General features: G+C 73.6%; 16 protein-coding genes. 6 read left to right on the top strand and 10 right to left on the bottom strand.

Annotated features, from left to right (window positions below):
• Positions 1–13 precede the first annotated feature (13 nt).
• Both dapC and fdxA read right to left on the bottom strand, forming a co-directional pair.
• Entirely contained in the window at positions 14–1,099 is a 1,086-nt protein-coding gene (gene dapC, locus ACI781_RS00320) for a succinyldiaminopimelate transaminase (protein WP_456564300.1), read from the bottom strand.
• A 20-nt stretch (positions 1,100–1,119) separates the two neighbouring features.
• Positions 1,120–1,446, bottom strand: a complete 327-nt coding sequence (gene fdxA, locus ACI781_RS00315; RefSeq protein WP_029431665.1) for a ferredoxin — start codon at positions 1,444–1,446, stop codon at positions 1,120–1,122.
• 138 nt (positions 1,447–1,584) lie between these two features.
• Between fdxA and ACI781_RS00310 the strand changes: the two genes are divergently transcribed.
• Positions 1,585–2,343, top strand: coding sequence for a GNAT family N-acetyltransferase (locus ACI781_RS00310; protein WP_456564072.1), 759 nt, complete (start codon positions 1,585–1,587; stop codon positions 2,341–2,343).
• Here the strand turns inward: ACI781_RS00310 and ACI781_RS00305 are convergent.
• From ACI781_RS00305 to ACI781_RS00275, 7 genes are all read right to left on the bottom strand, one after another.
• Entirely contained in the window at positions 2,319–2,726 is a 408-nt protein-coding gene (locus ACI781_RS00305; RefSeq protein ID WP_456564071.1) for a hypothetical protein, read from the bottom strand. The two genes, ACI781_RS00310 and ACI781_RS00305, sit on opposite strands and share 25 nt — an antisense overlap.
• On the bottom strand, positions 2,723–3,625 hold the full coding sequence (mshB, locus tag ACI781_RS00300; protein ID WP_456564070.1) for an N-acetyl-1-D-myo-inositol-2-amino-2-deoxy-alpha-D-glucopyranoside deacetylase: 903 nt from the start codon (positions 3,623–3,625) through the stop codon (positions 2,723–2,725). Before mshB ends, ACI781_RS00305 begins: the two co-directional genes overlap by 4 nt.
• 132 nt (positions 3,626–3,757) lie before the next feature.
• Positions 3,758–4,834, bottom strand: coding sequence for an ABC transporter ATP-binding protein (locus tag ACI781_RS00295; RefSeq protein WP_456564069.1), 1,077 nt, complete (start codon positions 4,832–4,834; stop codon positions 3,758–3,760).
• Positions 4,827–5,879 carry an ABC transporter ATP-binding protein gene (locus ACI781_RS00290; RefSeq protein WP_456564068.1) on the bottom strand — a complete coding sequence of 351 codons (1,053 nt, stop codon included), beginning with the start codon at positions 5,877–5,879 and terminating at the stop codon, positions 4,827–4,829. The genes ACI781_RS00295 and ACI781_RS00290 overlap by 8 nt, the downstream gene beginning before the upstream one ends.
• On the bottom strand, positions 5,876–6,847 hold the full coding sequence (locus ACI781_RS00285; RefSeq protein WP_456564067.1) for an ABC transporter permease: 972 nt from the start codon (positions 6,845–6,847) through the stop codon (positions 5,876–5,878). Before ACI781_RS00285 ends, ACI781_RS00290 begins: the two co-directional genes overlap by 4 nt.
• Positions 6,840–7,763, bottom strand: coding sequence for an ABC transporter permease (locus ACI781_RS00280; protein WP_456564066.1), 924 nt, complete (start codon positions 7,761–7,763; stop codon positions 6,840–6,842). The genes ACI781_RS00285 and ACI781_RS00280 overlap by 8 nt, the downstream gene beginning before the upstream one ends.
• A 150-nt stretch (positions 7,764–7,913) precedes the next feature.
• Complete coding sequence (locus ACI781_RS00275) at positions 7,914–9,527, bottom strand: peptide ABC transporter substrate-binding protein (RefSeq protein WP_456564065.1); 1,614 nt, start codon at positions 9,525–9,527, stop codon at positions 7,914–7,916.
• Positions 9,528–9,883: 356 nt separating this feature from the next.
• Between ACI781_RS00275 and ACI781_RS00270 the strand changes: the two genes are divergently transcribed.
• Positions 9,884–10,054 (top strand): CsbD family protein, encoded by a 171-nt coding sequence (locus ACI781_RS00270; RefSeq protein ID WP_456564064.1) that lies wholly within the window; start codon positions 9,884–9,886, stop codon positions 10,052–10,054.
• Between the two features lie 81 nt (positions 10,055–10,135).
• Here the strand turns inward: ACI781_RS00270 and ACI781_RS00265 are convergent, their stop codons facing one another.
• A complete protein-coding gene (locus ACI781_RS00265) occupies positions 10,136–10,906 on the bottom strand; it encodes an NUDIX domain-containing protein (protein ID WP_456564063.1) in 771 nt (256 codons plus the stop codon).
• A gap of 72 nt (positions 10,907–10,978) precedes the next feature.
• Here ACI781_RS00265 and ACI781_RS00260 point away from each other — a divergent pair, with 72 nt between their 5' ends.
• The 4 genes from ACI781_RS00260 (at position 10,979) to ACI781_RS00245 (ending at position 13,957) form a co-directional block, all read left to right on the top strand.
• Entirely contained in the window at positions 10,979–11,440 is a 462-nt protein-coding gene (locus ACI781_RS00260; RefSeq protein ID WP_456564062.1) for an RrF2 family transcriptional regulator, read from the top strand.
• Positions 11,441–11,490: 50 nt separating this feature from the next.
• Positions 11,491–12,042, top strand: a complete 552-nt coding sequence (gene cysC / locus ACI781_RS00255; RefSeq protein WP_456564061.1) for an adenylyl-sulfate kinase — start codon at positions 11,491–11,493, stop codon at positions 12,040–12,042.
• A gap of 62 nt (positions 12,043–12,104) precedes the next feature.
• Entirely contained in the window at positions 12,105–12,191 is an 87-nt protein-coding gene (locus ACI781_RS00250; protein WP_456564299.1) for a putative leader peptide, read from the top strand.
• A 92-nt stretch (positions 12,192–12,283) separates the two neighbouring features.
• On the top strand, positions 12,284–13,957 hold the full coding sequence (locus ACI781_RS00245) for a nitrite/sulfite reductase (protein ID WP_456564060.1): 1,674 nt from the start codon (positions 12,284–12,286) through the stop codon (positions 13,955–13,957).
• Positions 13,958–13,962: the final 5 nt, after the last annotated feature.

Raw genomic sequence — 13,962 nt, 5'->3', positions numbered from 1 at the left:
GCGGCACGCGGGTTCAGGGGGCCAGGCGCTCCACGGCGGCGGCGATCCGCTCGTCGGTCGCGGTCAGCGCCATGCGCACGTGCCGCGCGCCGGCCGGGCCGTAGAACGAACCGGGGGCCGCGACGATGCCGAGGCCGGCCAGCCAGTCGATCGTCGTCCAGCAGTCCTCGTCGCGGGTGACCCACAGGTACAGCCCGGCCTCCGAGGCGTCGATCCGGGCACCGGCGCCGCGGACGGCGGCGGCCAGCCGATCGCGTCGGGCGCGGTAGCGCTCCCGCTGCTCGTCGACGTGCGCGTCGTCGGCCAGCGCGGCCGCCGTCGCGGCCTGCACCGGCCCGGGGACGAGCAGCCCGAGGTGGCGGCGCACGTCCCAGACGCGGCGGACCAGCGCCGGGTCCCCGGAGAGCAGCCCGGCGCGGTAGCCCGCGGCGGTCGACTGCTTGGACAGGGAGTGGACGGCGAGCAGGCCCGCGTGGTCGGCGCCGGCGACGTCGGGGTGCAGCAGGGAGCACGGTTCGACGTCCCAGCCGAGCATCGCGTAGCACTCGTCGGCGACGACGGGGACGCCGTGCTGCCGGCCCCAGTCGGCCCAGCGGCGCAGCTCCCCGGCGGTCAGCACCCGCCCGTGCGGGTTGCCCGGGGAGTTCAGCCAGACCAGCACGACGTCGCCCGGCTCGTCCGGCGGGACGTCGCTGCGCGCCACCGTCAGCCCGGCCACGACCGCGCCGACCTCGTAGGTCGGGTAGGCGACCTCGGGGATCACCACCGTGCCGGGGCCGCGCAGGCCGAGCAGGGTCGGCAGCAGCGCGACCAGTTCCTTGGAGCCGACGGTCGGGATCACCGACGGGTCGGCCCCCAGCGGGTCGGCCAGGCGCACCCCCAGCCGGCGCTCCAGCCAGCCGGCGGCCGCCGTCCGCAGGTCCGCCGTCCCCAGGGCCGTCGGGTAGCCCGGGGAGTTCCCCGCCGCGGCGAGCGCCGCGGTGAGGACCTCAGGGGTGTCGTCGACCGGCGTCCCGATGGACAGGTCGACCACCCCGCCGGGGTGCTGCGCCGCCCGCGCCCGCGCCGCCGCCAGGGAGTCCCAGGGGAAGTCCGGCAGCCGGCGGGGGTCCGGTGTGGTCAGTGCCCCTCGCCCTGCGGCGGCAGGGCCGCGACCAGCGGGTGGTCCCGGCCGACCTTGCCGGTCTTGGCCGCGCCGCCGGGGCTGCCGAGGTCGGAGAAGAACTCCACGTTGGCGTTGTAGAAGTCCTTCCACTTGTCCGGGACGTCGTCCTCGTAGTAGATGGCCTCGACCGGGCAGACCGGCTCGCACGCACCGCAGTCGACGCACTCGTCGGGGTGGATGTACAGCATCCGGTCGCCCTCGTAGATGCAGTCCACCGGACACTCGTCGATGCACGCCTTGTCGAGGACGTCGACACAGGCCTGGGTGATCACGTAGGTCACGGTGTTGCCTCCCGAACACGCAGCTCGGCCGGGCGCCTGCCACGGCCACGTCTCGCCGCACAGTATGACGTCCCGGCCCGTGACGGGCGCGACCGGCCGACCGGCCCACCCGCGAGGGGGAAGACGGAGGATCGGGACATGGGACAGAGCCGCTCGCCCCTGGACGTCGCCGAGCTGGAGCTGCTGGCCGCGCGCGGCTGGCGCGGGGACGAGACCGCGTGGCTGGGCGGCTGGCTGCTGCGCGACGGCGGCGGGTTCACCGGCCGGGCCAACTCCGCGCTGGCCGTCGGGGACCCCGGGCGCCCGCTGCCGGCGGCGGTCGAGGCGGTCACGGGCTGGTACCGGGAGCGGGGCCTGCGCCCGGCGGTGCAGCTGCCCGGCGTGCAGGCCCGGGCTGCCGGTGCCGCCCTCGCCGCGGCCGGCTGGGAGCGGGACGAGGACACGCTCGTGCTCACCGCGCCGCTGCCGGCGCCCCGGCCGGGACCGGAGGTCCCCGTGGACCTCTCCCCCGTCCCGGACGAGGACTGGCTGGCCGGCTACCGGCACCGCGGGTCGGCCCTGCCGCCGGCCGCGCGCCGGGTGCTGACCTCCGCCGAGGACGTCGTGTTCGCCTCCGTCCGGCTGGCGGCCGCCCCGGCCCCGCTCGCGGCGGTGGCCCGGGGCGTGCTGACCGACGACTGGCTCGGCATCAGCGCGGTGACCGTGGCCGAGGGCTACCGGCGGCGGGGGCTGGCCACCGCGGTGACGTCCGCCCTCCACCGGTGGGGCGCCGGCCGCGGGGCACGGTGGGCCTACCTGCAGGTGCTGGCCTCCAACGCGCCCGCGCGGGCGCTGTACCGCCGGGACGGCTTCGTCGAGCACCACCGCTACCACTACCGGCGGGCACCGCTCCCCTGAGCGGCGCCCGCCGCCCGGCGGGGGGCGCCGGCCAGGACGCGGCCGACGGCGAGGGAGGCGCCGAGGACGCCGACCAGCAGGAACGCCAGCCCCTGCCAGCTGCCGGTGAGCAGCAGGTCCCCCTCGGCGCGCTGCTGGCTCGCGACCAGCACGACGGCCAGCCACGCCAGCGCGGGCAGCACCGCGGCGACCCGGGAGCCGGTGACCCGGTGGGTGAGGGTGACCAGCAGGAGGTTGGCGGCGAGCGCCGCCGGGATCGACACCGGCAGGGGGACGTCACCGACCCGCAGCGGCAGCCACAGCACCTCGACGAGCGCCGCCCACACCGCCAGGGCGGCGGCGACCAGGCCCCCGGCGGCGGCGCGGACGCCGGCCGCCGTCACCCGGGCAGCCCGGCGAACAGGTCGTCCTCCCACCCCTCCGGACCGGGCCCGGCGGGTCCGCGCTCGCCCCGGACGAGGCGGTAGTACTCGACGCCGAGGACCTCCTGGCCGAGGTTGTTCGACAGCGCGAAGAACGGGCCGTCCACCAGGATCTGGGTGGCGTGCGCGCGCATGGCGGCGTCCTTGGCGCCGGCGAACGCACGGCCGTCGACGGCGGCGGTGACCAGCTCGTCGGGGACGGCGAACGGGATGTCCTCGATCTCGCCGAGCTGGGCGAACGGGGAGTCCTCGCCGAGCGCGGCCATCGCCTCGGCGCCGGCGCGCAGCACCGAGCGCGGGGTGCAGCACCAGTAGACCTTCGCGACCTGCCAGGCCGCGCCCAGGTCGGGCCGGTAGGCCGGGTCGGCGGCCGCGTCGACGGCGCGCATCGCCACGCGGTGCGCCTGGATGTGGTCGGGGTGGCCGTAGCCGCCGTTCTCGTCGTAGGTGACGAGCACCTGCGGGCGGGTCTCGCGGACCACGGCGACGGCGTGCGCGACCGCCTCGTCGAGGTCGGCGTTCCAGAAGGCCCGCGGCTTCGCGTTCGCCTCGGTGCCGATCATCCCGGAGTCGCGGAAGCGTCCGGCGCCGCCGAGGAACCGCCAGTCGGTCACGCCCAGCGCCGCCATCGCCGCCGACAGCTCGCCGATCCGGAAGCCGCCGAGCTGGTCGGCCTGGTCGGCGGCCAGCTGCGCGAGTTCGGGGACGAGGACCTCGCCCTCCTCGCCGAGCGTGCAGGTCAGCAGCGTGACCTGCACGCCCTCGGCGGCGTAGCGGGCCATCGTCACGCCGTTGTTGATCGTCTCGTCGTCGGGGTGGGCGTGCACCAGCAGCAACCGGCGCGAGGGCTCAGAGGTCACCCGGCGATCCTCCCCCGCCCCGTCTCCCCCCGCGATCATGGGGTCGTTGCCGCCGACACGGCCGGACACGCCGCCGCGGGCGGCCGGACGCCCATGATCGCGGCCGAGGGGGCGGGGAGGGAGGGCGCGGGGCTACTCCGCCGTCTCGACCGGCACGACGGTGCGCGCCTCGGCGAAGTGGCAGGCCGCGGGGTGTCCCTGGCCGCGGTCGACCAGCGCCGGCGGCTCCTCGGCGCAGATGTCCTGGGCCTTCCAGCAACGGGTGCGGAAGCGGCAGCCCGAGGGCGGGTCGGCCGGGCTGGGGACGTCGCCCTGCAGCAGGATCCGGTCCTTCTGCCCGCGCAGGTGCGGCTCGTGCAGCGGGACCGAGGACAGCAGCGCCTGCGTGTAGGGGTGCGACGGGGAGGTGTAGACCTCGACGTCGGTGCCCTCCTCCACGATCGACCCGAGGTACATGACCGCGACCCGGTCGGAGATGTGCCGCACCACCGACAGGTCGTGGGCGATGAACAGGTAGGACAGGCCGAACTCGTCCTGCAGGTCCTCGAGCAGGTTCACGACCTGGGCCTGCACGGACACGTCGAGGGCCGAGACGGGCTCGTCGCAGACGATGACCTCCGGCCGAAGGGCCAGCGCCCGGGCGATGCCGATGCGCTGCCGCTGCCCGCCGGAGAACTGGTGCGGGTAGCGGTTGACGTAGTCGGGGTTCAGCCCGACGCGGTCCAGCAGTTCCTGGGTGCGCTGCAGCCGGCCCTTCTTGGGCGCGACGTCGGCGTGCACCGACCACCCCTCGGCCACGATGTCGCCGACGGTCATCCGCGGGTTCAGCGACGCGTACGGGTCCTGGAAGATGATCTGGACCTCGCGCCGGTAGGCCTTGAGCGCGCGCCCGCTCAGCCCGGTCACGTCCTGCCCCTTGTAGACGATGGAGCCCGCCGTCGGCCGCTCCAGCGCGACGAGCAGCTTGGACACCGTCGACTTCCCGCAGCCGGACTCCCCGACCAGCCCGACGGTCTCGCCGCGGCGCAGGGTCAGGTCCACGCCGTCGACGGCGCGCACGTGCCCGACGGTCCGCTTGAAGACGACGCCCTGGGTGAGCGGGAAGTGCTTCTGCAGGCCGCGGATCTCCAGCAGGGTCTCCCCGCGGCGGCCGGCGGCGGTCGGGGCGGCGCCCGAGGCCGCGGTGGCCCCGCTGCTGACGTCAGACACCGAGCACCTCCTCGCTGTAGTGGCAGGCCGCCTCGCGGCCGGGGACGACCAGGCGCAGCGGCGGGACGTCGGTGGCGCACTCCCGGCCGGGCGCCGCGGCGGCTCCGAGCCGGCGGCGGGCGCACCGCGGGTGGAAGGGACAGCCGCCGGGGATGGCGGCGAGGTTGGGCGGCTGGCCGCCGATGGGCCGCAGCCGCCCGCCCTTCGCCTCCACCTGCGGCACCGAGCCCATCAGGCCCTCGGTGTAGGGGTGGGCCGGCCGGGTGAAGACGTCGTCCACGGTGCCGCGCTCGACGATCCGCCCGGCGTACATGACGGCGACGTCGTCGGCGACCTCGTTGACCACGCCGAGGTCGTGGGTGATGAGGACCAGCCCCATCCCCGTCTCCCGCTGCAGGTCCTTGAGCAGGTCCATCACCTGCGCCTGGACGGTGACGTCGAGGGCCGTCGTCGGCTCGTCGGCGATGAGGATCCGCGGGTCCAGCGCGATCGCCATCGCGATCATCACGCGCTGGCGCATCCCGCCGGAGAACTGGTGCGGGTAGTCGTCGACCCGCTCGGCCGCCGCGGGGATGCGCACCCGGTCCATCAGCTCGACGGCCCGCTGCTTGGCCTCCTTGCGGGATGCGCCCCGGTGCACGCGGAACATCTCGCCGATCTGGTAGCCCACGCTGTAGACGGGGTTCAGCGACGACAGCGCGTCCTGGAAGATCATCGAGATCCCGGGGCCGCGGACCCGGCGCTGGTCCTCGGCCGTCATGGTGAGCAGGTCGCGACCCTCGAAGCGGATCCCGCCGCCGCTGACGACCGCGGGCGGGGAGTCGAGGATGCCCATGATCGCCTGGGCGGAGACCGACTTCCCGGAGCCGGACTCGCCCAGGATCGCCAGGGTCTGCCCGGCGGCGAGGGTGTAGCTGACGCCGTTGACGGCGTGCACCACCCCAGACCGCTGGCGGAACTCGACGTGCAGGTCGTCGACCTCGAGCAGGGGCGCGCCGGGGACGGCGGGCAGGGCGCCGGTGGAGTCGATGCCGGGGAGGGTCATGCGCGCTGCCTCGGGTCGAGGGCGTCGCGCAGGGCGTCGCCCATCATGATGAAGGCCATCACGGTCAGGGTCAGGAGGATGCTCGGGAAGAGCACGAGGTGCGGGGCCGTGCGGATCGAGTCCTGGCCGGCCTCGATCTGCAGCCCCCACGAGATCGCCGGCCGCTGCAGGCCGACGCCCAGGTAGGTGAGGGTCGCCTCGGCGGCGATGAGCACGCCGATGGTGATGGTCGTGTAGACCAGCACCGGCGCGACGGCGTTGGGCAGGATGTGGCGCACCAGGATGCGCCGGTTGGAGGCCCCCATCGCCCGGGCGGCGGCGACGTAGTCCTGGCTCTTGACCGCGATGACCTGCGAGCGGACCAGCCGCATCGCCGTCATCCAGCCGAACAGCGCCAGTGCCAGCGCGACCGCGCCCGGACCGCGCTCGCTGATGATCGGCAGGTCGGTGCTGGGCCCCACCCGCAGCAGGACGAGGGCGCCGAGGATCAGCGGCAGCGCGTAGAAGATGTCGGCGATCCGGGACAGGACGCCGTCGGTGACCCCGCCGAAGTAGCCGGCGATCGCGCCCACGACCACCCCGAGGAGCAGGACGACCAGCACGGCGGCGACGCCGATGACCAGCGAGTTCCGGGCGCCGTGGACGACGTTGGACAGGTAGTCGCAGCCCTGCACGTCGTAGCCGAACCAGTGCTCGGCCGACGGCAGCGCCTTGGAGTTGGCCAGGTCGCAGGCCCGCGGGTCGACCCCGCGCGCGAAGAAGCCGGGGAAGAGGGCGACCAGGACCAGCAGCACGGTGAGGAACGCGCCGATCCAGAAGAGCACGTTGCGGCGCAGCGACCCCCAGGCGTCGGACCACAGGCTGTTCTGCCGGTCGCTGGTGACGTCCACCGAGGGGCTGGCCAGGCCGGTCGTCGTCCCGGCCTCGACCTCGTCGTGGCGCAGGTCGGCCTGCTGCTGGTCAGTCATAGCGGATCCTCGGGTCCAGGACGGCGTAGAGCACGTCGACCACCAGGTTGAAGAAGATGAAGAAGAAGACCATCAGCGTCACGATGCCCACGACGACCGCGCCCTCCTGGGCTTGGACCGAGTCGAAGACCTCGCGGCCGATGCCGGGGAGGTTGAACACCGTCTCGGTGACGATGGCGCCGCCGAGCAGGGCCCCGATGTCGGCCCCGATGAACGTCACCACCGGGATCAGGCTGTTGCGCAGGGTGTGGTGGATGATCACCCGGCTCGGCGGCAGGCCCTTGGCCCTCGCGGTGCGGACGTAGTCGGCGCGCATGTTCTCGGCGATGCTCGTGCGGGTCAGCCGCGCCACGTAGGCCAGCGACCCGGAGGCGAGCACCAGGCCGGGCAGCACGTAGCTGTACCAGCCCTCCCGGGTGCCGGCGATCGGGAACCAGCCGAGCTTCAGGCCGAAGAGCAGCTGGGCGAGGAAGGCCAGCACCAGGATCGGGATCGACACGATCACGGTCGTGGAGACGAGCACGAGGTTGTCGAAGAAGCTGTTCCGGCGGATGCCGGCGAGGACGCCGGCGGTGATGCCGATGACCGCCTCGAAGACGACGGCGACGGTGGTGAGCTTGATCGTGACCGGCAGCGTCCGCTCGATCGTGTCGAGGACCGGCCGGCCGCGGAAGTCGGTGCCGAGGTCACCGGACAGCAGGTTCTTCAGGTACTCCCAGTACTGCACCCACAGCGGGTCGTTCAGGTGGAAGCGCTCCCGGAGCACCTCGACGACCGCCGGGGAGACCGGACGGTCGCCGGCGAGCGCGCGGATGGGGTCGCCGGGGAGGGCGTACACCATCGCGAAGATGAGGAACGAGGCGCCGATCAGCACCGGGATCGTCAGCAGGAGTCGGCGCGCGACGTAGCGGCCCATGATCCCCCTCGGGGTGAGGACGTCCCGGGGAGTCGGTCCGGGGCGCCGTGTCCATCGTGCCGGTCGGGCGGCACACGCGCCGCCGGGAGCGTCCGTCGAACGAGACGGTCGCCCCCGGCGGGTGCTGCGTCGGCCGTGTCCGGCGTCAGGTCAGTTGACGGTGACCTCGGACCAGACCGGCCGCTGGAACAGGTCGATCCGGACGTTGTCCACGTTGTCGGTGTGCACGGTCTGGATCTGCGTGAAGAACAGCGGCGCGATCGGCATGTCCTCGGCGACGAGGTCCTCGGCCTGCTGGTACAGCTCGATCGCCTCCTGCTCGCTGGGGGCCTGGTCGCCCTGGGCGATCAGATCGGTCACCTGCGGGTTGTCGTAGAAGGCGTAGTTCGAGCCGGTGGGCGGGAACGACTGGGGCGTGAGGAGCGGGGTCAGGTAGCTCTCCGCGGCCGGGTAGTCGAAGCTCCAGCCGTACCGGAAGGGGCCGGTGAAGCCCCGGCTCTCACCGACCGGCAGGTACTGCGCGAGGTCCAGGTCGCCGCGGAGCTGGAAGTCGACGCCCAGGTTCTGCCGCAGCTGGTTGCCCACGGCCTCCACCCAGGCGTCGTGCCCGCCGCCGGTGTTGAACCACAGGTCGATCGGCTGGCTGCGGTCGAAGCCGGCCTCGTCGAGCAGCTGGTTGGCGCGGTCGACGTCCAGGGTGCAGTACTCGCACGCCCCCTCGCGGTAGCCGTCGACGACCGGCGAGATGAACGAGTCGGCAGCGGTGCGGGTGCCGGAGAAGATCGCCTCGGAGATCGCGTCCCGGTCGATCGCCATCGAGAAGGCCTGGCGCACGCGCGGGTCGGAGTAGCGCTGGTCGTAGGTCGGGAAGCCGAGGTAGGTGATCTGGGAGACCTCGGTGTTGATGAAGTTGTCACCGAACTCCGACTGCGCCGACTCGATGACGTCGGGCGGGATGACGTCGACGATGTCGACGTTGCCGTCCTGGGCGTCGGTGTAGGCGGTGGCCTGGTCGGCGTAGACGACGAACTCCATGCCCTCGGCCTGGGCGGCGTCGTCACCGGCGTAGTCGTCGTACCGGGTCAGCGTGATGCCCTGGCCGGGCACGAACTCGCTGTCGGCCTGGAAGGGGCCGTTGCCGACCGGGTTGGTGCCGAAGGCCGCCGGGTCCTCGAAGAAGACGTCCGGGAGCGGGTTGAAGGCGTCGTAGCCGACCACCGCCGGGAACAGGGCGAACGGGGTGGAGAGCTGCACCGTGAAGGTCAGGTCGTCGGTCACCGCCAGGCCGCTGAGCTCCGTGGCGGCGCCGTCCTGCAGCTCCTGGTACCCGGCGATGCGGGACAGGTAGGAGCCGCCGTCCTGGGCGTTCTGCGGGTTCGCGGTGTAGTTCCAGGCGTCGACGAACGACTGCGCGTCCACCGGGGTGCCGTCGTGGAAGGTCCACCCGTCCTTGAGCGTGATGGTCCAGTTCTGGTTGTCGTCGGACTCGATGGACTCCGCGACGCCGGTGTACTCGACCTCGCCCTCCTCGGAGTAGCCGACCAGGCCGGTCCACAGGGCGGCGATGACCTTCGCGCCCTCGCTCTCCGTGGTGTTGCCGGGGACCAGCGGGCTCTTGGGCTCGCCGATGTAGGCGGTGAACGTGCCGCCGTCACCGCCGCCGGACCCACTGCCACCGTCGTCGCCGCCGCCACAGGCGGACAGCAGCATCGCGGTGGCGACCGCCGCCGCGACGAGCCCGGTCGGGCGCTTGTCGATCTTCACGTGGAGGGCCTCTCTCGTCCCGCGCGGGCGGGTCTCGGACTGTCCCGGCCAGGGGCCGGCTCTGGGCCCACGGCCTGGACGGTCGGCTGTCGTGAGCGTGAACGGGGAGGGACCTCTCCGTGCACGTCCAACAACGCTAGGAAGGGTGCGGGCGGGCCGCCACCGGCGTTGTCCTTTTGTGACCTTGGCTCACGATGCCACAGGCGCAACCGGAAGCTCTCCGTGCACCGGAGCCCCCGACCGGAGCTGTTGCGGCCGCATCGAACGACCCCCGGACGGATTACGGCATCACGCAGGGTGTCGTCGCAGGTCCGGCGGGGTATGCCGGAGCGGGTACCGACGAGAGGAGCTCGGCGATGAGTGGGATGGACAAGCTGTCCAACAAGGCCCAGGAACTGTCCGGCCGGGGCAAGGAGGCGCTCGGCGAGGCGACCGACGACCGGGACCTGCAGGCCGAGGGCCAGAAGGACCAGGCGGCGGGCAACCTCAAGCAGGCGGGCGAGAAGATCAAGGACGTCTTCAAGTGACCCCGCCGGCCTGACCGGCCGGCACGGACGACCTCCGAGGGGGTGCGGGCACCGCCCGCACCCCCTCGGCCGCGTCTCGGCTCAGGCGCCCGGCAGGCGGGCGAGCAGGGCGACGACGGCGGGGAGCAGCGGCCGGTCGGCCGGGATCCAGTCCAGGCCCGCCAGCTCGCCGGCCCGCACCCAGCGCAGCTCGCTGTGCTCGCGCGGCGTCACGACGCCCCCGGCCACGCGGCCCCACCACACGCGCAGCGTCGAGGCCCCCGGCGCTCCCCCGCCCACCACGCCGTCCAGCGGCACCTCGCCGAGGAACGCCTGGGGCGCCACGTCGGCCCCCAGCTCCTCCCGGCACTCCCGCACCAACGCCTCCAGATCGGCCTCCCCGGGCTCGACCTTGCCGCCCGGGAACTCCCAGCAGCCGTCGAACAGGCCCCCCGAGCGCCGGGCGACCAGCACCCGGCCCCCCTCGACGAGCGCCACCCCCACCACCTGCACGACCTCCGCCGCCCGCTGGGCGGCCGCGGCGGCGTAGGCGTCCAGGTGCGCCTGCATGGCCCGGACCACCCGGCGGCGCAGCACCAGCTGGTCCACCGCGCCGCCCAGCACGCCCGGCAGCGCCGTGGCCCAGTCCACCTGCTCGTCGACGAGCGTCCCGGCCCCGGTGGCCGAGAACCGGCGCGAGTGGGTCAGCCACCGCCACCCCCGGCGCGGGCCGGCCGCGTACACGTCGCGGAACGGGCGCACCGACACCACCTCCGCCAGCGGCGCCCCCCACGGGCGCCCGAGGGCACGGGCGACGTCGAAGGCCACCGTCAGCGGCGCCTCGACCACCGTGGTGAATCGCAGCTGGTGCACCGCGTCACCCTGACAGACGACGTCGCCCCGCCGGTCGGCTGCCGCGGAGCGTGGAACCGGCAAGATGGGGCGATGCGCATCACCGCCCGGGTCGACTACGCCGTCCGCGCAGCCGTCGAGCTGGCCGCCGCGGCGCCCGACGCCCTGACCTGCGCCGAGATCGCCACCGCGCAGGACATCCCCGCCCGCTTCCTGCAGGCCATCCTGGGCGACCTGCAGCACGCGCGGCTGGTCACCAGCCAGCGCGGCCGCGAGGGCGGGTACCGGCTGGCGCTGCCGGCCTCGGAGATCTCGATCGCCCGGGTGATGCGCGTCGAGCAGGGGTTCCTCGCCGAGGTGCACGGGCAGCGCCCCGAGGACGTGGACTACCCCGGCAGCGCCGAGCCGCTGGCGGCCGTGTGGGTCGCCGCGCGGGCCGCCTACCGGCGGGTGCTCGAGGAGGTCACGCTGGCCGACGTCGTGGCCGGGAAGCTGCCCGCCGAGGTCTCCGAGCTGGCCGCCGTCGAGGACGCCTGGCGCTCCTTCGGCACCTGACGCCGACCCCGGCCGACCGCCCACCGGGGCACGCCGGGGAGACTGGCGGCATGGGCACCCCCGCGCGCACCGGCGTCACCGTGTTCCTGACCGGGCTCTCCGGCGCGGGCAAGTCCACGATCGCCGACGCCCTGGTCGCCCAGCTGGAGGCCGACGGGCAGCCGGTCACGGTGCTGGACGGCGACGTCGTCCGCACCCACCTGTCCAGCGAGCTGGACTTCAGCCGGGCCCACCGCGACCTGAACATCCGGCGCATCGGGTTCGTCGCCGGCGAGGTCGTCCGGCACGGGGGCACGGTCGTCGTGGCCGCCATCGCCCCCTACGAGAAGGCCCGCGAGGAGGCCCGGGAGCTGGTGCAGCAGCACGGCCGGTTCCTGCTGGTCCACCTGTCGACCCCGCTCGAGGTGTGCGAGGGGCGCGACGTCAAGGGGCTCTACGCGCGGGCACGGGCCGGGGAGATCCCCGGGTTCACCGGCATCGACGACCCCTACGAGGTGCCCGCGCAGCCGGACCTGGTCATCGACACCTCCGTCACCCCGCTGGCCGAGTCGGTGGCGCGCATCCGGGCCGCGATGGACGGGCAGCCCGCGCCCGTCGCCTGAGGCGCGACCCGAGTCACCTGTCTCACACCGCGCGCGCCCGGCGGTGTGAGACGATCAGGGGCGTGACCGGTGGTGGCGTGCTCCTCGTCGCGCGCCGGCACATCGACCTGGCGCGCGTGAGCAGCGCCGTGTGTCGCGCCGCGCGCTGACACCAGTCCTCCTCGCAGCCCCCTGCGTCCCGACCTGGCAGCGCCTCCCGACCGGGGCCGCCCCGGCGAACGGCGCAGGAAGAAGCACCCTCGTGTCCTCCCCCACGCGAACCAGCAACCGGCCCCAGCGAGGGCAGGGCCAGTGGGCGCTCGGCTACCGCGAGCCGCTGAACCCCAACGAGCGCATGAAGAAGGACTCCGACGGGCTCGAGGTCCAGCAGCGGATCATCGACATCTACGCGAAGGCCGGCTTCGACTCGATCGACCCCGGTGACCTGCGCGGGCGGATGCGGTGGATGGGCCTCTACACCCAGCGCGCCCAGGGCATCCCCGGCGGCAAGACCGCCGTCCTGGAGCCCGAGGAGCTCGAGGACTCCTACTTCATGATGCGCGTGCGCATCGACAGCGGGCAGCTGACCAGCGACGCCCTGCGGGTCATCGGCGGCATCAGCACCGAGTTCGGCCGCGACGTCGCCGACGTCACCGACCGGCAGAACGTCCAGTACCACTGGATCCGGATCGAGGACGTGCCCGAGATCTGGCGCCGCCTGGAGACCGTCGGCCTGAGCACCATGGAGGCCTGCGGCGACGTCCCGCGCGTCATGCTGGGCTGCCCGCTCGCCGGGATCCTCGAGGACGAGGTCGTCGACGCCACCGACGTCATCGCCCAGACCGTCGAGAAGTACGTCGGCAACCCCGAGTTCAGCAACCTCCCGCGCAAGTGGAAGACGTCGATGTCGGGCTGCGTCGACCACTGCACCGAGCCCGAGATCGACGACGTCGCCTTCGTCGGCGTCCGCAACGAGGCCGGCGAGGCCGGGTACGACCTGTGGGTCGGCGGCGGGCTGTCGACCAACCCGATGTTCGCCCAGCGGCTCGGCGTCTTCGTCCGCCCCGACGAGGTCACCGAGGTCTGGGCCGGCGTCACGTCGGTCTTCCGCGACTACGGCTACCGCCGGCAGCGCAACCGCGCCCGGATCAAGTTCCTCGTGGCCGACTGGGGCCCGGAGCGGTTCCGCCAGGTCCTGCAGGACGAGTACCTGCACCGCGCCCTGCCCGACGGCCCCGCCCCGGCGCCGGCGAAGCACGACCAGCGCGACCACGTCGGGGTCTCCCGGCAGAAGGACGGCCGCAACGCCGTCGGCTTCGCGCTGCGCACCGGCCGGATCAGCGGCTCGCTGCTGTCCACCATCGCCGACCTGGCCGACGAGTACGGCGAGGGCCGGATCCGGACGACGACGCAGCAGAAGCTCGTCATCCTCGACGTCCCCGACGAGAAGGTGGAGGCGCTGGTCGACGCGCTGGCCGCGCACGACCTGCAGGTCCGGCCCAGCGCCTTCCGCCGCGGCACCATGGCCTGCACCGGCCTGGAGTTCTGCAAGCTCGCGATCGTCGAGACCAAGCAGCACGCGCAGGACCTCTACGCGGAGCTGGAGAAGCGGCTGCCGGACTTCGACGTGCCGATCGGCATCAACGTCAACGGCTGCCCGAACAGCTGCGCCCGGTTCCAGACCGCCGACATCGGGTTCAAGGGCTCGATGGTCAAGGACGACGCGGGCGAGATGGTCGAGGGCTTCCAGGTGCACCTGGGCGGCCACCTCGGCGTCGAGCGCACCTTCGGGCGCAAGTTCCGCGGCCACAAGGTGACCAAGGCCGAGACGGCCGACTACTGCGAGCGGGTGCTGCGGGGCTTCCTCGACCGCCGCACCGACGGCGAGTCGTTCGCGCACTACGTGGCGCGGGCCGAGGAGGACTGGCTGCTGTGACGGTG

This window comes from Blastococcus sp. SYSU D00695, from assembly GCF_054050555.1.
The sequence above is the reverse complement of the archived record's forward strand: the minus strand, read 5'-3'. Positions and strand labels throughout refer to the sequence as shown.